Raw genomic sequence first — 22,323 nt, 5'->3', positions numbered from 1 at the left:
CGCTACCTTGTGCCCGTTCACAGGGTGAGGGGGCGGCCCGGCCGCCTGGCGAGGGGCACGCGCATGAGCAACACCGACGGTGGCTGGAACCCGCAGGACCCGTACTCGCAGGATCCGTACTCGCGAGACCGGTACGCGCGAGACCCGTACGGACAGCAGCCCCGGCAGCCCGAACCGTTCGACCCGTACGGTCCGCGCGATCCGTACGGCCGCCCCGCCAACCCGTACGGGCGGCCCGACTACCAGCCCCGGCAGCCTCCGGCGCAGCCCGGCCAGCAGGCATGGCCACCGGAGCAGCCGCCGGCGCAGCAACCGGGGCAGCAGCCCGGCCGGGTACCTGGTCAGCAGGGCCTCCCGCAGTACTCCGCCGTCCCCGACCCGGAGCCGGCGCACGGGCTCGTCGAGGAACCGCCGACGGTCGGCCGGGCGTGGCGGTGGGCGTGGAGCGCGTTCGGCGCGAGCTGGGGCACCTGGGTGCTGATGAGCCTGCTGCTGGGCGTGGCGCAGGGCGCCGTCGTGCTCGTGTTCAGCCCGTCCGCCCTGGACGGCATCCTGAACGCGACCGACCCGGCGGCCGTCGACGCCGCGCAGGCGGCGGGCCGGACGATCACCGCCAAGGGGCTCGCCGCCGCGGGTACGGCGGTGTGCTTCCTGCTCCAGGCGCTCCTGTACGCCGGTGCCCTGGCCGCGACGCGGAACCGCCGTGTCCGGGTCCGCGACTTCTTCCTGCTGCGCGGCTTCGGCGGTCTGCTGGGGTACGCGGTGATCACCGGCGCGCTCGGCTTCGTCAGCACCGCCGTGCCGATGGTGGGCTGGCTCGTGCAGGTCGTGTTCACCCTGCTCCTGCTGCCGGTTCCCTTCCTGCTGCTCAAGAGGGCTGGGTTCGGCAGGGCGCTGGGCGGCGGCATCGGGCTCGTGCTGGCGCACCTGCCGGCCACGCTCGGGGTGTACGCGATCTTCGCCGGCCTGGGCGTCGCGTCGGTCGTCACGTGCGGGCTCGGGCTGGTCGTCGTGGCACCCGCGATGCTCCTGGTAGGGGCCTACCTCGTCCAGCGGTGGACCGGAGAGGGCGTGCACCCCTGACGCACGGATAACAACTCGGTAGTTCCGCGTGCGGTGTTGCGGAGAAAGGGTGAAGGTGGGGGCGGATCACTGACCACCAAGGGGAGCCCCTATGACCGAGAACACGCCGCAGAACCCGTACGAGCCCCAGCCGGGCGGCCCGACCCCGCCCGAGGGCGGCCCCGCCCAGCCGCCGTCGGGCGGCGCCACGCCCCCGCCCGCAGGTGCCTCGCCCTCGCCGTACGACGGCCCCGCGCAGCAGCCCCCGGCCGGGCCCACGCAGCCCCCGGCCTACGGCGGCCCGACCCAGCCGCCCGCGTACGGCGGTCCGGGCGGAACCTACGGGACGCAGCCGTCCGGCCCGTTCTCCGTGGGGGAGGCCCTGAGCTTCGGCTGGCGCCGGTTCACCGGCAACTGGCTGTTCTGGGTGCTCTTCACGCTGCTCACGTTCGTCATCGGCCTGGTCTTCAGCTCCGGCTCGTTCGGGGACTACCAGGAGATCAACGAGGCGGCGATGCGCGGTGACATCAGCACCTCGGCCGCGGCAGGCGTGTCCACGGGCAGCTCGCTGCTCCAGCTCATCGGTTCCCTGATCACCGCCGTGCTCAGCGCCCTCGGCATCAACGCTGCGCTGCGTGAGGCGGGTGGCGAGAAGGCCACCTGGGGCACGCTCTTCAAGGTGAACAGCTACGGGATGATCATCCTCGCGGCGCTCCTGCTGTTTGCGGCGAGCATCGTCGGCGCCGTGCTGTGCGGAATCGGGCTCATCGCGGTGGCGATCTTCAGCGTGTTCACCTACCACAACGTGGTGGACCGCAACCTCAACGCGTGGGAGGCCTTCACCGGCTCGTTCCGCCTGGTGGGCAAGAACTTCGGGGCCGTGTTCCTGCTGGAGCTCGCGCTCCTCGGCATCAACATCCTGGGCCTGATCCCGTGCCTCCTCGGCCTGTTGGTCACCGTCCCGCTGTCGACCCTGGCGCTCGCCTTCGCGTTCCGCCGCCTGACCGGCGGCCCCGTCGCGGCCTGACGCCAGGCGCTCCGCCCGGGACGACGACGCCCCCTGCCACCGGTCCGCCCGGTGGCAGGGGGCGTCGTCGCAGGCTCACTTGATGAAGCGGATGTTCACCGGGTAGCGGTACGGCTCACCACGGCCGTTCGCGACGGCCGCCAGGATCTGGAACACCACCACGGCGATGAACGCGAGATAGACGATCGCGCCGATCCCGAAGGTGACGGCGGAGATGATCGCGGCCGCGATGTGCGCGATGATCACGGTGATCTGGAAGTTCAGCGACTCCTTCGCCTCCTGCTCCACGAACCGGCTCCGGTCCTTGAGCACGAGCCAGATCACGAGCGGCGCGATGAAGGTGATGAGGAACGGGCCCACCTGGGCGAAGACGGCCCACATGCGCTCGTCCGACGGCGTGAGCGGCTGCGGCTGGTACGGACCGTTGCCGTAGGCGGGGCCGGGCTGGGGCTGACCCTGGTACGGGGAGGAGCCGGGCTGCGGTGTCCCGTAGGCGGGGCCCGGCTGCGGCTGAGACGGCTGGCCGGGCTGCTGGGGCGGCTGCGGCTGCTGTGAGTTCTCGGACATGGCCACCACCGTAGAGGCTGCGGCTTACGAGGTGGTCACGAAATCGATAAGTTCTTCGACTCGTCCGAGCAGGGCCGGGTCAAGGTCCCGGTAGTCCCGCACCGTGCCGAGGATGCGCTGCCAGCCCCGGGCGACGTCGGCCTGCGTCGCGGCGGGCCAGCCGAGGGAGCGCAGGATGCCGAGCTTCCACTCCGTGCCGCGCTCGATCACCGGCCAGCGCTCCAGCCCGAGCCGCTGCGCGCGCACCGCCTGCCACACGTCGACGTACGGGTGACCGAGCACCAGCACCGTCCCGGCGGGGACGCCCCGCAGGGCCTCGTCCGCCAGCCGCTGCTCCTTCGACCCCGGCACCAGGTGGTCCACGAGCACGCCGACCTTGCGGTCGGCGTCGGGCCCGAACTCGGCGAGCCGCTCGGCGAGGTGGTCCACGCCGTCGAGCATCTCGACGACCACGCCCTCGATGCGCAGGTCGTCACCCCAGACCTTCTCCACCAGCTCGGCGTCGTGCCTGCCCTCGACCCAGATGCGGCTGCCCCGCGCCACGCGGGCGCGTGCACCGTGCACGGCCACCGACCCGGAGGCGGTGCGCGCGGGCTTCGCGGGCGCGCGCTGCACGACGGGCGCGGTCAGCACCACCGGCTTGCCCTCCACCCAGAACCCCGGGCCGAGCGGGAAGGTGCGGGTGCGACCCCGGCGGTCCTCCAGGACCACCACGTGCATGCCGCCCGACTTCTCGACCCGGACGACGGCGCCGACCCAGCCGGTCTGGACCTCCTCGACCACGAGCCCGATCTCCGCGGGCGTCGGCTGCGACGTGGGCCGCCGCCCCCGCTGCGCACCGGGGAACTGGGGAGACAGCACATCGGACCCATACCGTTCGTCGGACACGAGGTGAGCGTAGATCGGCCCCCCGGCCGAGTGCTGGACGTTCGCGCCGTTCGGAGTGTCATCGGGACGAACGCCCGGCACTCACCGACGGCGGGCCAGGAGGGCGGCCTCCGTGCGTGTCGCCACGGACAGCTTGCGCAGGATCGCCGAGACGTGGACCGAGGCCGTCTTGGCCGAGATGAACAGCCGCCCGGCGATCTGGGCGTTGGTCAGGCCCTCGGCCACCAGGTCCAGGACCTGCTGCTCGCGTGCGGTGAGCGCGCCGAGGCCGGTGCCCGGCCCCTCGGCAGGCGCGGTGCGCTCCTCGGCCGGGCCGGTCAGCCCCGCCCGGTCCAGCAGGCCCTGCGCCCGCCGGACGATCAGCCCCGCCCCGATCTTCTCCGCCTCCGCGACGGCCGACCCCAGCGTCGACCGGGCACCGCCCCGGTCCCCGTCCTCCAGCAGCCGCGCGCCCTCGCGGCACAGCGCGTAGGCGCGCAGGTGCACGGGCCCGGGGCTCGGCAGGTCGGCGACAGCGGTCCACGGGCCGGTGCCGAGCTCCGCCTCGAACAGCGCCGACCACAGCGGGAACGTCGGCCAGTGCGCGCACTCGTCACGGGCGGCGCGGTAGGGGGCGTCGTCCACGTCCTGCCCGGCCGCGCGCAGGCGGGCGATCGCCTGCGCGGCCACGGCGAGCTGCGGCAGGTCGTAGGCCGGCAGACGCACGTGGTCCGGGGCCACCACGACCGACATGCGCTCCAGGGCCTCGGCCGGCTCGTCGCGCAGCAGCGCGAGCTCCGCCAGCGTCCCGCTGGTGCGTGACCTGATCTGCTCCTCCAGGTGCCCGAAGCGCTCCCAGCTCGTGGCCCGGCGGCGCGCCTCGGCCTGGGCCTGCTCCACGCGTCCCTGCCACGTCATGAGCCAGACCCGGCGCTCGCTGAGGTAGACGGAGTACACGCTGTCGTGGATCGGCGGGACGATGCGCTCGTACCAGGCGGCGGCCTCGGCCCAGTCGCCGCGCCCGATCTGCGCCTCGGCGAGGTTCCCCTCGATCATGATCCGGGTCGAGTCGGACGAGCCGTACCGGCGGGCGGCGCTCATCCCCTCCTCGGCGATCGCGGCCGCCCGGGCCCAGTCGCCCACGACGAGCCAGGCGTCCGACCCGTTGACGTAGTACCGGCTCAGGCCGTGCCAGATGTCCCCGGCCGCCTCGCGGCCGGCCTCGATCTCGGCGTGGCCGCCGGGGTCGCCGAGCTGCACCCGGCTCACGCCCCGCAGGTTCAGCGCGACGGACACGACCTCGGCGCTGCCGATCGCACGGCCGGCGTCGTAGGCGGCCGTCGCGGCCTCGATCGCCGCCCGGGGGCGGCCGACGAGCATCTCGCGGCGCGCCCGCAGCATCAGGAGCAGCCCGCGCACCGCGTCGTCCCGGCCCGGTTCGACGAGGGCCAGGGCCCGTTCGACCAGCTCGGGCCCCTCGTCCGAGCCGGCGTGGCCCGCGATGAGCGCCGCGTCGGAGAGCATGCGGGCCAGCCCCGCCGGGTCGTCGGCGGGCCACTCGTCGACCGCCTCGTGCGCCACGGCCAGGGCCCGGGTGGTCCGGGTGGCCCCGCGCAGCGACTCGGCGACCGTGCGGAGCAGCTCGTGACGCGGCAGGCCGGCCACGGCCTCGGCGTCGGGCACCTGGTCCCAGAGCTCCAGGGCGCGCTCGCCCAGGGCGACCGCGGTGGACGACGCCGCGCCGTCCACCGCGGCCCGGTGGCCCTCGACGGCCGCGGCGAGCGCCCTGTCGAGCATCCCGGCGCGCCACCAGTGGTCGGCGATGCGGGACAGCTTCGCGACCGAGCGGGCGCGCCGGACCAGGGCCTGCTCCAGCGCCCGGGCGTAGGCGGCGTGCAGCCGGCGCCGCTCGCCGGGCAGCAGCTCGGCGTACACGGCCTCCTGGACCAGCGCGTGCCGGAACGCGTACCCGACGTCGGTGACCACCAGCACCTGTGCCTCGACCGCCTCGCGGACCGCTTCCTCGGGCTCGGCGCCGTCCGGGACGACGCGTGGTCCGGATGCCGTCGAGGGGTCCGCCAGGACGTCGTCGAGCACGTCGTACCAGACGCGGGGTCCGGCGGCCGCGACCACGCGGCACAGCGCCTGGGCTGCGCGGCTCAGGTTCCAGTAGCGCAGCAGCAGGATGTCGCGCAGGGAGTCGGGCAGGTCGGTGCCGAGGAAGCCGACCAGCTCCTCGACGTAGAAGGGGACGCCCTCGCTGCGGTCCGCCAGGTCGGCGATCGAGGTGGTGTCGAGGCCGGCGTCGAGCAGGTCCTGGGCCATCTCGCGGATCTCGGGCTCGCCCAGGCGGGGCAGGTCGAGACGGGTCGTGAGGCGGGCCCGGTCGAGCTCGGCCATGACGGTGCGCAGGGGGTGCGCGCGTCCGACGTCGTCGCTGCGGTAGGTGAGCAGCAGGAGCAGGCCGGGCGGTGCGGTCCGGGCGAGGCGCAGGGCGACGGCGCGGGTGACGTCGTCGGACCAGTGCAGGTCCTCCATGACCACGACGACGGGGCGTTCGGCGGCGAGCCCGGCGAGCAGGTTCGTGAGGACCTCGGGGAGGCGGTCGGCTCCGGCGCCGGAGCCGGGGGCGACGAGCTGGGGCGCCACCGGGGACAGGGCGCCGGCCGCCGGCCCGGCCGCGGCCACGACGGCCTCGGGGCCCTGGGTCCGGACGAGGGCGTGCAGCAGGCCGGCGAGGGCCGCGTAGGGCAGGGGGCCGGATCCCTCGTCGGCGCACTGCCCGGTGAGGAGGGTGACGCCGTCGGCGCGCGCGGCGAGCTCGTCGAGCAGGCGGGTCTTGCCGATGCCCGCCTCGCCGGCGATCACGACGGTGCGGCCGGCGCCGCCGCGGACGTCGTCGAGTGCGGCGGTGAGCGTGCCGAGCTCGCGGGCTCGGCCCACCAGGCGCGCGCGAGGGACCGGCATGGGCTCATCGTCCCATGCCGGTCCGGTGGTCCGGCCGGCGCTGGTCGCCGTCCTGGTGGGGTCTGCCGTCATGGGTGGGCTCACCCGTCGCCCCGGCCCGGGCCGGGCCGGGTCAGGCGACCCGGGCGCGGGCCGGACCGCGGCGGCCGGCGCGTGCGGTCCGCTCGGCGGCGCGCCGCTCGGCGTCCTGGCGGCGGGCGGCGTCCCGCTGCTCGCGGGCGACCCGGGCCTGCTCGGCGCGGCGGTCGACGTCCTGCTCGTGGCGGCGGTAGTCGGTGTACTCGGAAAAGCCGAACATGGTGGTGCCTCCTGGTCCCTGCCGGCCCCGCGCCGGCAGTGGTTCCAGACTCGTCGCTGAGGTGGTGCCCGCGGATCGGGTGGTCGCCGCATCTTCGCTGCCGGTTCCCGCGGACGGGTCGGTGGTGCCTAAGGCATCGCCCTAGACGGTGGGCAGCGCCCTGCGCCCGAGCAGCCTCAGGGGCGTGCTGCGCACCTGAGCGGATCCGCGCACCCGCAGCTGCCGGAACTTCGGTCGGTTGCGCCGAGCGCACGGGGATGATCGGTCGGTTGCCCCGAGATCGGTCGGTTGACCGACCGATCTCGGGGCAACCGACCGATCTTGCGGGCGAGAGTGTTGCAGATGACCGAACGAGGGAGCCCTTGCGCTCCCGCCGTTCGCGCGCCGGAGTGTGCGGGCACTGTGTACGCGGAGAGCCGACAGCGGGTCGGGGACTTGGCCGCTGGCGCATGCCGCGTAGGATTGGCACTCGGTCGTTGAGAGTGCTGGAGAGCGGGCAGGAACCCGGGTGCAGGTCCTGGACGTTCTACTGGACGGAGGTGAGCGCGATGAGCGAGGAACGCAGGCTCGATGTCCTGCGGGCGATCGTGGAGGACTATGTCCGCACACGGGAGCCCGTCGGTTCGCGCATCCTCACCGAGCGGCACAAGCTCGGCGTCTCCCCGGCGACGGTGCGCAACGACATGGCCGCCCTGGAGGAGGCCGGGCTCATCGCGCAGCCGCACACGTCGGCCGGGCGCATCCCGACCGACAAGGGCTACCGCCTCTTCGTGGACCAGCTCGCCGAGGTGCGGCCGCTGACCCAGCCGCAGAAGCGTGCCATCGAGACCTTCCTGTCCGAGGCGGTCGACCTGGACGACGTCGTGGCGCGCGCCGGGCGGCTCATCGCCCAGCTCACGGGGCACGTCGCCGTCGTGCAGTACCCGTCGCTGCGCCGGTCCGGGCTGCGGCACCTGGAGCTCGTGCCCACGGCCGAGGGGCGCCTCCTCGTGGTCGTCATCACCGACACGGGGCGGGTGGAGCAGCGTTTCCTCGACGTGCCGGTCACCCTGGACGACGGGACGCTCGGCGAGCTGCGCGCCCGCTTCAACGCCGCGGCCGCCGGCCACCGCCTCACGGAGATCGGCAGCGCCTTCGCGCGGCTCACCGAGGCGATGCCGGACGAGCACCGGGCGCTGGCCACCGCGGTGGCCGAGGTCGTCACGGCGGCGCTCGCCGAGGAGAGCGAGGAACGCATCGTGCTCACGGGCCAGGCGAACCTGGCGCGTTCCGGCATGCGGTTCGAGCAGGGCCTGCGCCCCGTGCTCGAGGCGCTCGAGGAGCAGGTCGTCCTGCTCGGTCTCCTCACCGACATGTCCGACGAGGCCGGCGTGGCCGTCAGCATCGGCCACGAGAACCGGCTCGCCGGACTGTCGGAGACCTCCGTGGTCACGTCCGGCTACGGCTCGTCCGACGGCGACAGCGTCGCGATCCTGAGCTCGATCGGCCCCACCCGCATGGACTACCCGGGCACCATCGCCGCGGTGCGCGCCGTCGCGCGCTACCTGTCGCGAGTGCTGCCCGGCTGACACACCCCTTCCACAAACCTCCTCACAAAGAGAGACCTGTGACCGACTACTACGAGATCCTCGGTGTCCCGCGCGACGCCTCGCCCGAGCAGATCAAGAAGGCATACCGCAAGCTGGCCCGCGAGCTGCACCCGGACGTGGCGGGCGAGGCGGGCGAGGACCGGTTCAAGGACGTCGCGCGCGCCTACGAGGTGCTCTCCAACCCGGACAAGCGCCAGCAGTACGACATGGGCGTGGACCCGACCGCTCCCGGTGGGGGCGCCGGCGGCGGGTTCGGGGCCGGGTTCGGCTTCCAGGACATCTTCGAGACGTTCTTCGGCGGCGGGCAGCCCTCGGGGCCGGTCCCGCGCGCCCGCCGCGGCAACGACGCGCTGGTCCGGCTCGACATCGAGCTCGGCGAGGCCGTCTTCGGCGCCAAGCGCGAGATCCAGGTGGACACCGCCGTGGTGTGCAACACCTGTGGCGGCGACGGCGCGCGGCCGGGTACGCATGCCCGCACCTGCGACGTCTGCCACGGCCGCGGTTCGGTGCAGCGCGTGGCGCGCTCGTTCCTCGGCCAGGTCATGACCAACCAGCCGTGCTCCGCGTGCGGCGGCTTCGGCACCGTCATCCCCGAGCCCTGCACCGACTGCGCCGGCGAGGGGCGCGTGCGCTCGCGCCGCACCATCGCCGTGAACGTGCCCGCCGGCGTGGACACCGGCACCCGCATCAAGCTCTCCGCGCAGGGCGAGGTGGGCCCGGGCGGCGGCCCCGCCGGCGACCTGTACGTCGAGATCCGCGAGCGGGCGCACGACACGTTCGTGCGCCGCGGCGACGAGCTGCACTGCACCCTCCAGGTGCCGATGACGGCGGCCGCGCTCGGCACCGTGCTCGAGCTGGACACCCTGGACGGGCTCCAGGAGATCGACCTGCGCCCGGGCACGCAGCCGGGCCAGGTGGTGACGCTCAAGGGCCTCGGCGTGGGGCACCTGCACTCCACCGGGCGCGGAGACCTCAACGTGCACATCGAGGTCCACGTGCCCACGGGCCTGGACGAGGAGCAGACGGCGCTGCTCCAGCAGCTCGCGACGCTGCGTGGCGAGGAGCGGCCCGAGCCGCGGCTCGCGACGGTGCACGGTGGCGTGTTCTCACGCCTGCGCGACAAGCTCAGCGGCCGCTGACCGCCGGCCCATGAGCGCACCGGTCTTTCTCGCGGAGGCGTCCGTCGCGCACCCGCTGTCGGGGTACGCCGCCGGCTCGGTCTACGTGCTCGACGGCGCGGAGGGCAGGCACGCCGGCGTGGTCCAGCGGCGCGGCCCGGGCGAGCGGATCGACGTGGTCGACGGCGCCGGGGTGCGCCTGCGCACCGTCGTCGAGTCCGTGGACGGCGCGCAGGTGCACCTCCGGGTCGAGGACGTCGACGTCGAGCCGGCGCCCGCCGTCGTCGTCACGCTGGTGCAGGCCCTCGCCAAGGGGGACCGTGACGAGATGGCGATCGAGGCCGCCACCGAGACGGGGGCCGACGCGATCGTGCCCTGGCAGGCCGAGCGGTCCGTCGTCGTGTGGCGCGGGGACCGGGCCGCGAAGTCCCGGGCCCGCTGGGTCAGCACCGTGCGTGCCGCGACCAAGCAGGCGCGCCGGTCGCGCATCCCCGACGTCGCCGCCGCGCTCAGCACCAAGCAGCTCGCGGCCCGGGCGCGGGAGGTCGTGGCGGCGGGCGGCGCGGTGCTCGTGCTGCACGAGGAGGCCACCACGGCGCTGGCGGCGGTGCCCCTGCCCGACGCCGGGGAGCTGCTCGTGGTGGTCGGCCCCGAGGGCGGCATCTCGGAGGCCGAGGTCGCACAGCTCACCGAGGCCGGGGCGGTCACGGCCCGCCTGGGCCCGCACGTGCTGCGCACGTCGACGGCAGGCCCGGTCGCGATAGCCCTGCTGAGCACTCGCCTGGGCCGCTGGGCCTGACGGCGCCGAGGCCCGGTGGCTGTGCCGCCGGGCCTCGGCGCCCGGTGCGTCAGCGGGTGACGACGAACTCCACGCGGCGGTTCTGCTCCAGGTCCGCGAACGTTCTCGGGACCACCAGCGGGTCGGACTCGCCGTAACCCTTCGACGTCAGCCGGTCCGCGTCGACGCCCAGCTCCACGAGCCGGTCCAGCACCGCCTGCGCGCGCCGCTCGCTGAGCCGCTGGTTGTGCGCCTCGGTGCCCACCGAGTCGGTGTGCCCCTCGATGCGCACCTCGACCTCGGGGTGCTCCTCCAGCACCTCGGCGGCCTCCCGCACCACGCGGCGGCCGTCCTTGGTGAGGCGCGCGCTGTCCGTGACGAACGTGATGCTCGGGATCTCGACGAGGTCCTCCTGCGCCCGTTCCCGCTCCTTGCGGGTGGGCTCGCGGTCGGGCTGGGCGGTCTCGTCGTCGGTGCTCTCGTCTGTGCTCTCGTCCGTGCTGTCGTCCGTGCTGGTCTCGTCGTCGCTCTCGTCGTCCGTGGTCTCGTCGGTGCCGTCGTCGGACGTCGCCTCGGTCGCCTCGGGTGACGCCGTCGGCTCGGCCTGAGCCTCCCCGGTCTCCTCGTCCTCGCCCGCCACGTGCGCCTGCGTCGTCCCGGAACCCGGAGGCACCAGGCCCTCCGGGCCGTACGCCGCCGCCGTGCGGACGCCGGTCACGTCGCCGACGATCTCGGCCGCCACCAGCGCGTCCACGGCGGTCGCGGCCGTGACCTCCGCGTCCCGGCCCGTGAGCTCGACCGTCACGTCGGAGCGCCCCGCCGCCGCGAGCGCCTCCTCGGCGCTCTCGGTCAGCGTGGCCTCGATCTGCTCGCGGAACCCCGTGTTCTGGACGCCCGAGAGCGCACCGAACCCGAGGACGACCACCACGACAGGCGGGAGGACCGTCCGCAGGTTCATGCCTTCGCCCCGGACTGCGTGGGCTCGGCGTCGTCCTCGGCGGCGGCCGTCGCCTTCGACCCGGCCTTCGTAGGCCCGGTCTCCTCAGACCCGGCCCCAGACCCGGCATCCTCGGACCCGGCCTCCTCAGACCCGGCCTCCGCCGCCGCGGTCTCGGCCTCGTCCTGGGCGAGGGCGGCGGCCTTGGCCTCGGTGCCCTCGATCTCGTCGACGTCGGCGTAGTCGACGTTCTCGTTGAACTTGGCGCGGCGTTCCTGGCCGCCGACGAGGTAGTCCTGGTACTCCTGCAGGCCGTCCTCGTCGCCGTCGACCAGGTACTGCGCCTGGTCCGCCCAGCTCGTCGCGGCGGGCGCGAACGTGATCCCGCCGGTGGCGAGGGCCTCGCGCAGCTCGGTCTCGCTCGCTCCGGCGATCTTGGCGTACGTGGTGTACCCGGCGGCCTTGAGGACCGCCTCGATCTTCGGGCCGATGCCCTCGATGCGCCGGAGATCCTGCGGCTCGGGCTCGGGCTCGGGCTCGGGCTCGGACGAGGGCTCCGGCGAGGGCTCCGGCGTGGTCTGCTCCGCTGCCGCCTCGGCGGCGGCCGTCTCGGCCTCGTCCTGGGCGAGGGCGGCGGCCTTGGCCTCGGTGCCCTCGATCTCGTCGACGTCGGCGTAGTCGACGTTCTCGTTGAACTTGGCGCGGCGTTCCTGGCCGCCGACGAGGTAGTCCTGGTACTCCTGCAGGCCGTCCTCGTCGCCGTCGACCAGGTACTGCGCCTGGTCGGCCCACGTGCTGGCCGACGGGGCGAACTTGATGCCCTGGCTCGCGACGGCCTCGCGCAGCTCGTCCTCGGTGGCGCCCGCGATCCTCGCGTACGTCCCGTAGCCGGCGGCGGCGAGCGCGGCAGCGATCTTGGGACCGATGCCCTCGATCCGGCGCAGGTCGTCCTGCGGGGCTGCGGTCCCGGGTGCGTCCTCGGCGACGGCCGGAGCCTCCGCGGCAGCGGCCGGGGCCTCCGCGGCGGCAGCGGCGGCGGCCTCGGCAGCCTCGCGCGCCACGGCCTCGGCCGCGGCCACGACGTCGGCCCCGGCGGAGCCGTCCTCGATGTCGGCGTCCCCGGTGCCGTCGCCCCTGGTCTCGCTGTTCTCGGCGCCGGGGTGGTCCGCGCCGTCCAGGCGGTTGGCGTCGTCCGCGGCCGAGGCGCCGGCGGCGCTCGTCCCGGCGTCCGGCGTCTCGTCGGTCGTCGCAGCGACCGCGAGCGCACGCACGGTCTCGGGGTCGGTCTCGGTCGTACTGACCGGGCTCGCGTCGTCCGAGCCGGCTGCGTCCGGGCTGTCGGCCGCGGTGCCCGTGGCCTCCGTCTCCTCCGCCGTGGCCTTCGCGGTACGCGCGGCCTCGGCCTTCTCGGCGGTGTGCTTGCCCTTGGCGCGACGGCCCCAGACGATCCAGCCGATCCAGATGCCGATCGCGAGACCGATCAGACCCGCGATGACGATGAATGCGAGCGATTGGGCGATGAACCAACCCACGCGTACCTCCAGGTGACTACTGCGGTGTGTGGTGTGCGGACGACGACGCGACCCGGCGTGACCGACCCAGGCGAAATGGGTCGCATTGCGCCAATCTCCATCGAACGCGGCAAACTCTCCCACATCCTCTTCACCCAGGCATTTCCAGCCATGTAACGGTATGGAAAATCGTGGCTACGGCTGCCGGACGGCCCGGGGGACGCCTGCGGGCGCGGCCTCCCGGGGGCCGCCGGTAGCCTGCCGACCATGACGAGCACCGACAGCCCCGACTGCCTCTTCTGCAAGATCGTGGCGGGGGACATCCCGGCGGACGTCGTGGCGTCGTCGGACACCGCCGTCGCCTTCCGCGACATCGCGCCCAAGGCGCCCGTGCACGTGCTGGTGGTGCCGAGAGAGCACTACCCGGACGTGCCCGCCTTCGCGGCGTCCGACGCCGAGGGGCTGGCCGGCGTGGTCGCGCTGGCCGACGGTGTCGCGAGCGAGCTGGCTGACGGCCAGTACCGCCTGATCTTCAACACGGGACCGAAGGCCGGGCAGACGGTCTTCCACGTGCACGCCCACCTGCTGGCCGGCGGGGAGCTGCCGGGCTTCGCCTGACCGGCAGGTGGGGCGAAGCCTGTGGAAAGACCGTGGCGCAGCCCGGCCGGGTCGATAGGATGAGGACTGTCGTCATCCCTACCGCACGAAGGAGCGGATCGGCCCCGCGGGCCGGCTCATGACCACTACGCCCAGCACACAGTCACAGACCCGGATCGAGCACAAGATCGTCGTCCCGGCCCACATCCCGACGGTCGCGCTCCTCGGGAGCCGGGACTCGGTGCTGCGGGCCGTCGAGGAGGGCTTCCCCGGCGTCGACGTCCACGCACGTGGCAACGAGATAGCGGTGAACGGACCGGCGGGCGACGTCGCCCTGGTCACCCAGCTGCTCGACGAGCTGATCGAGGTCGTCGAGGCGGGCACGCAGCTCACCCCCGAGGTCGTGAAGCGCTCGGTGGCGATGCTGAGCGACGCGTCCGCGTCGCGGCCTGCCGAGGTCCTCACGTTCAACATCCTGTCCAACCGGGGCCGCACCATCCGGCCGAAGACGGTGGGCCAGAAGGCGTACGTCGACGCCATCGACTCCAACACCATCACGTTCGGCATCGGCCCCGCGGGTACCGGCAAGACCTACCTCGCCATGGCCAAGGCCGTCCAGGCGCTGCAGGCCAAGCAGATCAACCGGATCATCCTCACGCGTCCCGCCGTCGAGGCGGGGGAGCGGCTCGGGTTCCTGCCCGGGTCCCTGTCGGAGAAGATCGACCCGTACCTGCGCCCGCTGTACGACGCGCTGCACGACATGGTCGACCCCGAGCAGGTGCCCAAGCTCATCGAGGCCGGCACCATCGAGGTGGCGCCGCTGGCCTACATGCGCGGCCGATCGCTCAACGACTCGTTCATCGTGCTCGACGAGGCGCAGAACACCTCGACCGAGCAGATGAAGATGTTCCTGACCCGCCTGGGCTTCGGCTCCAAGATGGTGATCACCGGGGACGCCACGCAGGTCGACCTGCCGGGCGGCACCCAGTCGGGGCTGCGCGTCGTCGAGGACATCCTGCTGGGCGTGGACGACGTCGAGTTCTGCCGCCTCACGTCCTCCGACGTGGTGCGGCACCGGCTGGTCAGCGACATCATCGACGCGTACGCGCGGTGGGACGTCGTCGCGGGCGGGCAGCGCCCCGGCCGCCAGCCGCAGGACCACCGTCCGGGGAGCAACAAGAGGCAGCGCCGGTGAGCATCGAGGTCAACAACGAGTCGGGGTTCGAGGTCGACGAGGCGGAGTTCGCCGCGCTCGGCCGGTTCGTGCTCGACGCCATGCGGGTGCACCCGCAGTCGGAGCTGTCGATCATCTTCGTCGACACCACCGTCATGTCCGACCTGCACGTGCAGTGGATGGACGAGCCCGGCCCCACGGACGTCCTGTCCTTCCCGATGGACGAGCTGCGTCCTGGCCGGGACGGCGAGGTCACCCCGGCCGGCACCCTCGGCGACATCGTGCTGTGCCCCGAGGTCGCGGTCACCCAGGCCAAGGCCGCCGGCCACTCCACCACCGAGGAGCTGCTGCTCCTGACCACGCACGGCATCCTCCATCTGCTCGGCTACGACCACGCCGAGCCGGAGGAGGAGAAGGAGATGTTCACGCTCCAGCGCAAGCTTCTCCTGACCTTCCTCGCCACCCGGTGACCGGCGTGCTCGTCCTGCTCCTGACCGTCGTCGTGCTGGTCGGCCTCTCGCTGGCCGGCATGCTCTCGGCCGGTGAGGCCGCCCTGCTGCGCGTCACGCGCGCCTCCCTGACGGAGGCGCTGGCCGAGGCGGAGCTCGGGCCGACGCCCGACCCGGACCGCGCCGCGCGGATCCGGCGGGCCCAGGCCCTGGTGGTGGACCCGACGGCGATCGTGGCCTCCTTCGCGCTCGTGCGCGTCATGTCGGAGGTCGTGGCCATCGCGGCCGGGACGCTGCTGGTGCAGCAGGCGATCCCCGGTCAGGGGGTGCCGAACGAGCTGCCCGTCATGCTCATCGCGCTCGTGGTCGGCGCCGTCATCGGCGTGATCTTCGTGCGGGTGTCGCCCCGTGCGCTCGGCTTCCGCTGGCCGGTCGCCGTGCTGGTCGCCCTCGTGGGCCCGCTGACCGGCGTCTCCCGGGCCGTCGCGTGGCTGACCCGGCTGTCGGTGCCGCGGCACGACCCGTCGCCCCCCACGGACGCCGAGCTGCGCGACATCGCCGACCGGGTGGGGGAGAGCAGCGCGTTCGAGGAGTCGGACCGGGAGCTGCTGCGCTCCGTGATCGAGCTCGGCGGCACCATCACGCGCGAGGTCATGGTGCCCCGCACCGACATGGTCACCGTCACGGCGGACACCTCGCTCGACCGGGTGCTGCGCCTGTTCCTCCGGTCCGGCTTCTCGCGGGTGCCGGTGATCGGTGAGTCGGTGGACGACGTCGTCGGTGTCGCCTACCTCAAGGACGTGGTGGCCGCGGTGCACTGGCCCGTGGGCGACGGCGGCGCAGCGCCGGAGCCGTCCCGGCGTCCCGCGGCCGACGTCGCGCGCGACGCGGTGTTCGTGCCCGAGTCCAAGCCGATCGACGACCTGCTGCGCGAGATGCAGGCCTCGGCCAGCCACATCGCGCTCGTCGTCGACGAGTACGGCGGCGTCGCCGGCCTGGTGACCATCGAGGACCTCCTGGAGGAGGTCGTCGGTGAGCTCACCGACGAGCACGACACCGTGCCGGTCCAGGAGGTCGAGGACCTCGGCAACGGCACGTACCGGGTGCCGGCCCGCCTGCCGGTCGACGAGCTCGGCGACCTGTTCGACCTGCGCCTGGACGACGACGACGTGGACACCGCGGGCGGCCTGCTCGCCAAGGCGCTGGGCAAGGTGCCGCTGGCCGGGTCCTCGGCCGAGGTGGGCGGCGTCCACCTGGCCGCCGAGCGGGTCGAGGGCCGGCGCAAGCAGATCTCGACCCTCCTGGTGCACCGCACGGAACCGGTGGGCGAGCCGGACGACAGCAACGGTGGTCTCGACCAGCACGACCACCGTGATCAGAAGCACGACCAGAAGAGAGAAGTGACCTCGTGAGCGACCAGAGCCCCGCGCATCAGACCGCTGTGCACCGCAGTGGGTTCGCCTGCCTGGTGGGGCGGCCCAACGCCGGCAAGTCCACCCTGACGAACGCGCTGGTGGGGCAGAAGGTCGCGATCATGTCCGCGCGGCCGCAGACCACGCGGCACACCATCCGCGGCATCGTGCACCGCCCCGACGCGCAGCTCGTGCTCGTGGACACCCCGGGCCTGCACCGCCCGCGCACCCTGCTGGGCGAGCGGCTCAACGACCTCGTGCGCGACACGCTGTCCGAGGTGGACGTCATCGCGTTCTGCCTGCCCGCGGACCAGAAGGTGGGCCCCGGCGACCGGTACATCGCGGCACAGCTCGCCGAGCTCATGGTGGGGCGGCGCCGGGTACCCGTCGTCGCCGTCGTCACGAAGGCCGACCTGGTGCCCCGGGCCGAGCTCATGGAGCACCTCGTCGCCGTCGACCAGCTCGCACGGTCCGTGGACCGTGAGTGGGACGACATCGTGCCCGTGTCCGCGAAGGACGGCTACCAGGTCGACGAGCTCGAGTCGGTGCTCGTCTCCCACCTGCCCGAGGGCCCCGAGCTGTACCCGGGCGGGGAGCTGACCGACGAGCCCGAGGCCGTCATGGTGGCCGAGCTCGTGCGCGAGGCTGCCCTGGAGGGCGTGCGCGACGAGCTGCCGCACTCGCTCGCGGTGGTCGTCGAGGAGATCGTGGAGCGCGAGGGCTCGGGCGACCCGGACAAGGGCCGGCCGGCGCTCCTGGACGTGCGCGTCAACCTGTTCGTCGAGCGCGACTCGCAGAAGGCCATCATCATCGGGCGCGGCGGTTCGCGGCTGCGGCAGGTGGGCACCGAGGCACGCCAGGGTATCGAGCGGCTGCTGGGCCAGCGGGTCTACCTGGACCTGCACGTGAAGGTCGCCAAGGACTGGCAGCGCGACCCGAAACAGCTGCGACGCCTCGGGTTCTGACCTCGGCAGACACCCCCGGGAGCCCGGATATCGCAGCCACGATTACGGGCAATACGGACACTGTGCTGAGATAGCACACATGGACAGAGTGGCCGCCCGGACGGCGCCCGTCGAGCTCACGAGCCTCAGCGGGCTCACCCCCCTGTCGGCGACGACGGGTGGTGCCGACTCGCAGGAGATCTACAACGTGCTCCGGGCGAGATGGGGTGTCGTGGCGCCCGTCGACATGGAGCCGGGCGTCCCGGCGTGGCTCGTGATGGGCCACGCCGAGATCTGCGACATCGCCCGCAACGAGGCGCAGTTCTCCCGCGACCCGCGCAACTGGCGTTGGCACTACGACGGCCTGCTGTCCGAGCGCTCGGCCCTCCTGGGCATCTCGCCGCGCGAGCCGCGCAGCTCGTCCTACCACCACGACGGCGAGAAGCGGCGCCGCCTGCGCGAGCCGCTGGACGACGGGCTGGCCGCGCTGCCCGAGAAGACGGTGGTGGCCGAGGTCGAGGAGGTCAGCATGCGGCTGGTCGAGGCCCTGGGAGACAGCGGCGAGGCCGATCTCGTCAAGGACTGGTCCAAGAAGGTCGGCTTCCTGGCCGTCACGGCGCTGTTCGGGTTCGACCCCGAGACCGCCGACCAGATGATGGCCGACTCGGCGCACATCATGGACCACACGAGCGAGGCGGCGCAGGCGCGCGACCGGATGGGGCGCAACCTCATGGCCCATGTGCTGGAGCGGCGCGCGTCGGGTGGCGCCGACCTGACCGCCGCGTTCGTGCAGCACAAGAGCTTCCACGACGACCGCGAGGTGGCCGACTCGATGTCGGTGCCGCTCATCGCGGCGAGCGAGTTCCTCACCGCCTGGATCGCCCTGACCCTGCGGCTGCTGCTCACCGACCAGCGGTTCGCCGCGCGCTGGACCGGCGGGCGCATCGCCCTCGACGACGCCCTGGACGAGGTGCTCTGGCGCGAGGCCCCCGCCGCGAACCCGCCGCTGCCCCGGTACGCCATGCAGGACCTGGAGCTGGACGGGAAGCTGATCCGCAAGGGCGACGCCCTGATCATGGCCGTGGCCGCGGCGAACCAGGACCCCCTGGTGCACACGGGCGACATGTGGGACGAGGTCGGCAACCGGGCACACCTTGCCTGGGGCGTCGGCCCGCACCGGTGCCCGGCGTCCCGGCAGGCCCGGATCGTGGCCCGCGTGGCGATCAACCGGCTGCTCACGGAGCTGGACCTGGAGCTCGCGGTCGAGGACCACGAGCTCGCCTGGGTGCCGTCGCCGTGGGTGCGGCACCCGCAGGCGCTGCCGGTGCGGTACCGGCGGGCACGCTCGTCGGGTACGGAGATCTACGAGGTCTGACCTGCGGCGATGTGACATGGTCGGCGCACCCTTCCACCTGGCGCGGACCGGGTAGTACGGTCACGAAACGTACTAACTGGACATCTGTCGTGGAGGAAGAACATGCTCACCGTCGACCTGGTCCGCCGCGGGGCCGCCCGGTTCGGGCCGCGCACCGCCGTCCGCTTCGGTGACCAGTCGCTCACGTACACGCAGGTCGACGAGGCGGCGAACGCCATGGCGCGCGTGCTGCACGCCCACGGCGCCGAGCCCGGGTCGCGCGTCGCGCTGCTGATGGGCAACGGGCTGTGGTCCATCGCGACGGACTTCGCCTGCCTCAAGGCGGGCGTCACCCGCGTGCCCCTGAACGCCCGGCTCTCGGCGGCGGAGCAGGGTCGCATGCTCGACGAGACCGGCGTCCGGCTCCTGGTGCACGACGCCGCCCTGGTCGAGCGGGCCGGCGAGCTCGCCGCGGCGCACGACGTCGCCACGCTCGGTCTGGGCGCGCCCGGCGCCGTCGGCGGGGCGGACCTGCTGGTCGCGATGAACGAGGTCGCCACCACCGACCCGAACCTGCCGGCGCACCCCCAGGACCCGATCCTGCTGCTGTACACCTCGGGCACCACGGGCACGCTCAAGGCCGTCGAGCACACCCAGGCCAGCTACGCCGCGATCGTCGCCAACATCCTCACCAACCTGGTCAGCCCCGCCCGCGACTCGGTGATGCTGCACGCCGCGAGCCTGATCCACGCCAGCGGCACCTTCGTGCTGCCCTACTGGCTGCGCGGCGGCGAGTCGGTGGTGCTGCCCGGCTTCGACCCGCAGGGCTACGTCGACGCCGTCGCCCGGTACCGCGCCACGGAGATCAACCTGGTGCCCACGATGATCGGCATGCTGCTCGGCAGCGGCGTCGCCCGGCGCGCCGACGTCTCCTCGCTGCGCACCGCGATCTACGGCGCCAGCCCCATGCCGCGCCCGGTGATCGAGGAGGCCATGGACGTCTGGGGCCCGCGGTTCGCGCAGTACTACGGCCAGACCGAGGCGCCCCTGTGCCTCACGGTGCTCGACGCGACGGACCACGGCGACGCCTCGCTGCTCGGTTCCTGCGGTCAGCCCGCCCTGGACGCCCAGATCCTGGTGACCGACGACGACGGCGTCCCCGTGGCCCCGGGCGACGTCGGCGAGATCCGGGTGCGTGCCCCGTTCACCATGGCCGGCTACCACGCGGCCCCCGAGCTGAACGCGGAGATGTTCGCCGGCGACGGCTGGCTGCGCACCCGGGACATGGCCCGCGTCGACGAGCGCGGCTACCTGTACCTCGTGGACCGGCGCAGCGACATGATCATCACCGGCGGCTACAACGTCTACCCGCGCGAGGTCGAGGACGTGCTGCTGGCCCAGCCGTCCGTGGCGCAGGCCGTCGTGGTCGGCGCGCCCGACGACACGTGGGTCGAGGCCGTCACCGCGTTCGTCGTGCCCGCGCCCGGCGCGACCGTCGACGAGGCTGCGCTCCAGGCCGCCGTGCGGGAACGGCTGGCGGGCTACAAGGTGCCCAAGTCGGTGCGGACCGTCGACGCGGTGCCGCTCTCGCCCGTGGGCAAGGTGCTGCGGCGCGCGCTGCGCGAGCCGCTGTGGGAGGGCCGCCGATGAGCGTCCTGGTCACCCGCGAGGGCAGCGTCACCCTGATCGGCATCGACCGCCCCGAGCGGCGCAACGCCGTCGACGGCCCCACGGCGGCCGCCCTCGCCGACGCGTTCCGCGCCTTCGACGCCGACGCCGCCGCCACCGCCGCCGTGCTGTACGGCACGGGCGGCACGTTCTGCTCCGGCGCGGACCTCAAGGCGCTGGGCACGCCGGACGGCAACCGGGCGGCCCCGGACGGTGACGGCCCGATGGGACCCACCCGGCTGCGGCTGAGCAAGCCGGTGATCGCCGCCGTGTCCGGGCACGCCGTGGCGGGCGGGCTGGAGCTCGCCGCCTGGGCGGACCTGCGCGTCGCCGACGAGACCGCCGTCTTCGGCGTCTTCTGCCGTCGCTGGGGCGTGCCCCTGATCGACGGCGGCACCGTGCGGCTGCCGCGGCTGGTCGGGCAGTCGCACGCGATGGACATGATCCTGACCGGCCGTGCGGTCGAGGCCGACGAGGCGCTGCGGATCGGCCTGGCCAACCGGGTGGTGCCCGCAGGCCAGGCGCTGGCGGCGGCCGTGGAGCTGGCGGAGTCCCTGGCGGCGTTCCCGCAGACCTGCCTGCGCGAGGACCGTGCGTCGGTGCTGGACCAGTGGGGCCTGGCCGAGCCGGACGCGCTGGCCCAGGAGTGGACCCATGGCGCCCGCTCCCTGGCGGCGGACGCGTACGCGGGCGCGGCGGCCTTCGCCGCCGGCTCGGGCCGCCACGGCACTCAGCGGCGGGCGGGGTGGGAGCCCGCCGGGGGGTCCCAGGAGATGCGGTAGTCCGTCAGCCAGTCGTGGGTGGTGCGAGCTGCTGCGCGGCTGACCAGCGGGAGGATCAGGCGGTCGCGGAGCAGCCGGGTCAGCGGGTTCGGGATCTTCTGGTTGGACGTGCGCTTCGCCTGGGCGATCAGCTTCTCGACCCGTCGCCGGCGGGCCGCCTCGAACGCGGCGAACGCCGCCACCGGGTCGCCGTGGTCGCGCAGGAGACGGGCCAGCAGCACGCCGTCCTCGATCGCGAGCGAGGCGCCCTGGCCGGACGTCGGTGAGATGCCGTGCGCCGCGTCGCCCACCAGCCCGATCGGGCCGCGGTGCCAGACGGGCACCGTGGGCAGGTCCAGGGTGTTCCAGGGCGCGATGATCTCCGGCGTCGCGGCGATGATCTCCAGCGCCGGCCCGGCGTCGTCGGCGAACAGGCGCTCCAGCTCGGCGCGCCAGCGGTCCGGGGTGTACGCCGCGAGCTCGTCGTCGCTCGCCGCGCGGGCGCGGGGGACGTTCGCGAACCACCACACGTCGCCCGGGCCCCGGTTCGCGTAGGCGAAGAACGCCCGCCGCCCGAAGATCATGGTGAACAGCCCCACCGGCGTGTCCACCGAGACGCCGGAGGCATAGCCGCCCGTGTTCAGGAGCCCGGTGTAGCGCGGCGGCGGGCAGTGCGGGTCCAGGATGGCGCGGGTGCGGGAGTGCAGGCCGTCGGCGCCGACGAGCAGGTCGCCCTCGGCCGTGCCGCCGTCCGCGAACGTGGCGAGCACGGCGCCCCGGTGCGGTACGGCGTCGACCAGGCGCCTGCCGTACTCGACCGGGATGCCGCGCCGCACGGCCTCGTCCCGGAGCCGGACGTAGAGATCCGACCGGCGGACGGTCTGGCTGACCGTGCCGGCGGCGTCGTCCCGGCTCATCGCGAGGTGGGCCAGACGCCGGCCCGAGGCGTTGCGCAGCTCCAGCGCGGGGGTGTCGAAGCCGCCGAGGTCCCGGTGGTCGATGCCGAGCAGGCGCAGGGCGGCCAGGCCGTTGGTGGCGAGGTTGAGATAGGCGCCGACGCCGTCCGCCGTGCGCTCGTACGCCTCGTGGATCGTCGCGTCGATGCCTGCCTTCTGCAGGGCCATGGCGGTCACGGGCCCGGTGATGCCCGCTCCGATGACGAGTGCTCTCATGTGGAAACCATAAAATGGGTAACCATAAAATGGCAAGATGCCTGTCGTGCGATCCCGCCTAGGCTGGGCGC

At 73.6% G+C, this 22,323-nt stretch carries 20 protein-coding genes; 13 read left to right on the top strand and 7 right to left on the bottom strand.

What is annotated here, in order from left to right; genetic code table 11:
- The first annotated feature begins 63 nt into the window (after nt 1-63).
- Both ACIBBF_RS05090 and ACIBBF_RS05085 read left to right on the top strand, forming a co-directional pair.
- The gene (locus ACIBBF_RS05090; RefSeq protein ID WP_397411158.1) at nt 64-1,083 is read left to right on the top strand and encodes a hypothetical protein; all 1,020 of its coding nucleotides are present in this window, start codon (nt 64-66) and stop codon (nt 1,081-1,083) included.
- Between the two features lie 91 nt (nt 1,084-1,174).
- Nucleotides 1,175-2,089, top strand: a complete 915-nt coding sequence (locus tag ACIBBF_RS05085) for a hypothetical protein (protein ID WP_397411156.1) — start codon at nt 1,175-1,177, stop codon at nt 2,087-2,089.
- Between the two features lie 75 nt (nt 2,090-2,164).
- On the opposite strand, the gene ACIBBF_RS05080 is transcribed toward ACIBBF_RS05085, so the two are convergent.
- From ACIBBF_RS05080 to ACIBBF_RS05065, 4 genes are all read right to left on the bottom strand, one after another.
- Complete coding sequence (locus ACIBBF_RS05080; protein ID WP_397411154.1) at nt 2,165-2,656, bottom strand: DUF4870 domain-containing protein; 492 nt, start codon at nt 2,654-2,656, stop codon at nt 2,165-2,167.
- A 24-nt stretch (nt 2,657-2,680) separates the two neighbouring features.
- Nucleotides 2,681-3,544: a DUF3097 domain-containing protein gene (locus tag ACIBBF_RS05075; protein WP_397411152.1), complete on the bottom strand. Its 864-nt coding sequence runs from the start codon at nt 3,542-3,544 to the stop codon at nt 2,681-2,683.
- A gap of 81 nt (nt 3,545-3,625) precedes the next feature.
- On the bottom strand, nt 3,626-6,490 hold the full coding sequence (locus ACIBBF_RS05070; protein WP_397411150.1) for an ATP-binding protein: 2,865 nt from the start codon (nt 6,488-6,490) through the stop codon (nt 3,626-3,628).
- 112 nt (nt 6,491-6,602) lie between these two features.
- Complete coding sequence (locus ACIBBF_RS05065) at nt 6,603-6,788, bottom strand: hypothetical protein (RefSeq protein ID WP_397411148.1); 186 nt, start codon at nt 6,786-6,788, stop codon at nt 6,603-6,605.
- A gap of 548 nt (nt 6,789-7,336) precedes the next feature.
- Between ACIBBF_RS05065 and hrcA the strand changes: the two genes are divergently transcribed.
- Genes hrcA through ACIBBF_RS05050 form a run of 3 tightly spaced genes read left to right on the top strand, consistent with a single transcriptional unit; the run spans nt 7,337 to nt 10,294 of the window.
- On the top strand, nt 7,337-8,356 hold the full coding sequence (hrcA, locus tag ACIBBF_RS05060; protein WP_397411146.1) for a heat-inducible transcriptional repressor HrcA: 1,020 nt from the start codon (nt 7,337-7,339) through the stop codon (nt 8,354-8,356).
- A 38-nt stretch (nt 8,357-8,394) separates the two neighbouring features.
- Nucleotides 8,395-9,516 (top strand): molecular chaperone DnaJ, encoded by a 1,122-nt coding sequence (gene dnaJ, locus ACIBBF_RS05055; protein WP_397411144.1) that lies wholly within the window; start codon nt 8,395-8,397, stop codon nt 9,514-9,516.
- Between the two features lie 10 nt (nt 9,517-9,526).
- Nucleotides 9,527-10,294 (top strand): 16S rRNA (uracil(1498)-N(3))-methyltransferase, encoded by a 768-nt coding sequence (locus ACIBBF_RS05050; protein WP_397411142.1) that lies wholly within the window; start codon nt 9,527-9,529, stop codon nt 10,292-10,294.
- Between the two features lie 49 nt (nt 10,295-10,343).
- Here the strand turns inward: ACIBBF_RS05050 and ACIBBF_RS05045 are convergent, their stop codons facing one another.
- A complete protein-coding gene (locus ACIBBF_RS05045; RefSeq protein ID WP_397411140.1) occupies nt 10,344-11,231 on the bottom strand; it encodes an OmpA family protein in 888 nt (295 codons plus the stop codon).
- Nucleotides 11,228-12,742 (bottom strand): helix-hairpin-helix domain-containing protein, encoded by a 1,515-nt coding sequence (locus tag ACIBBF_RS05040; RefSeq protein ID WP_397411138.1) that lies wholly within the window; start codon nt 12,740-12,742, stop codon nt 11,228-11,230. The genes ACIBBF_RS05045 and ACIBBF_RS05040 overlap by 4 nt, the downstream gene beginning before the upstream one ends.
- A 246-nt stretch (nt 12,743-12,988) precedes the next feature.
- Here ACIBBF_RS05040 and ACIBBF_RS05035 point away from each other — a divergent pair, with 246 nt between their 5' ends.
- From ACIBBF_RS05035 to ACIBBF_RS05000, 8 genes are all read left to right on the top strand, one after another.
- A complete protein-coding gene (locus ACIBBF_RS05035) occupies nt 12,989-13,339 on the top strand; it encodes a histidine triad nucleotide-binding protein (RefSeq protein WP_397411136.1) in 351 nt (116 codons plus the stop codon).
- Nucleotides 13,340-13,457: 118 nt separating this feature from the next.
- Nucleotides 13,458-14,513 carry a PhoH family protein gene (locus tag ACIBBF_RS05030; protein WP_397411134.1) on the top strand — a complete coding sequence of 352 codons (1,056 nt, stop codon included), beginning with the start codon at nt 13,458-13,460 and terminating at the stop codon, nt 14,511-14,513.
- Entirely contained in the window at nt 14,510-14,962 is a 453-nt protein-coding gene (gene ybeY, locus ACIBBF_RS05025; RefSeq protein ID WP_397411132.1) for an rRNA maturation RNase YbeY, read from the top strand. Before ACIBBF_RS05030 ends, ybeY begins: the two co-directional genes overlap by 4 nt.
- Nucleotides 14,959-16,353: a hemolysin family protein gene (locus ACIBBF_RS05020; RefSeq protein WP_397411130.1), complete on the top strand. Its 1,395-nt coding sequence runs from the start codon at nt 14,959-14,961 to the stop codon at nt 16,351-16,353. The genes ybeY and ACIBBF_RS05020 overlap by 4 nt, the downstream gene beginning before the upstream one ends.
- Complete coding sequence (era, locus tag ACIBBF_RS05015) at nt 16,350-17,318, top strand: GTPase Era (RefSeq protein WP_397411128.1); 969 nt, start codon at nt 16,350-16,352, stop codon at nt 17,316-17,318. The genes ACIBBF_RS05020 and era overlap by 4 nt, the downstream gene beginning before the upstream one ends.
- A 79-nt stretch (nt 17,319-17,397) precedes the next feature.
- Nucleotides 17,398-18,672: a cytochrome P450 gene (locus tag ACIBBF_RS05010; RefSeq protein ID WP_397411126.1), complete on the top strand. Its 1,275-nt coding sequence runs from the start codon at nt 17,398-17,400 to the stop codon at nt 18,670-18,672.
- 102 nt (nt 18,673-18,774) lie between these two features.
- A complete protein-coding gene (locus ACIBBF_RS05005; protein ID WP_397411124.1) occupies nt 18,775-20,301 on the top strand; it encodes a class I adenylate-forming enzyme family protein in 1,527 nt (508 codons plus the stop codon).
- Entirely contained in the window at nt 20,298-21,101 is an 804-nt protein-coding gene (locus ACIBBF_RS05000) for a crotonase/enoyl-CoA hydratase family protein (protein WP_397411122.1), read from the top strand. The genes ACIBBF_RS05005 and ACIBBF_RS05000 overlap by 4 nt, the downstream gene beginning before the upstream one ends.
- On the opposite strand, the gene ACIBBF_RS04995 is transcribed toward ACIBBF_RS05000, so the two are convergent.
- Nucleotides 21,050-22,252: an FAD-dependent oxidoreductase gene (locus tag ACIBBF_RS04995; RefSeq protein ID WP_397411120.1), complete on the bottom strand. Its 1,203-nt coding sequence runs from the start codon at nt 22,250-22,252 to the stop codon at nt 21,050-21,052. The two genes, ACIBBF_RS05000 and ACIBBF_RS04995, sit on opposite strands and share 52 nt — an antisense overlap.
- Nucleotides 22,253-22,323 lie beyond the last annotated feature (71 nt).

Source organism: Promicromonospora sp. NPDC050880 (genome assembly GCF_044456525.1).
Lineage (GTDB): Bacteria > Actinomycetota > Actinomycetes > Actinomycetales > Cellulomonadaceae > Promicromonospora.
The sequence above is the reverse complement of the archived record's forward strand: the minus strand, read 5'-3'. Positions and strand labels throughout refer to the sequence as shown.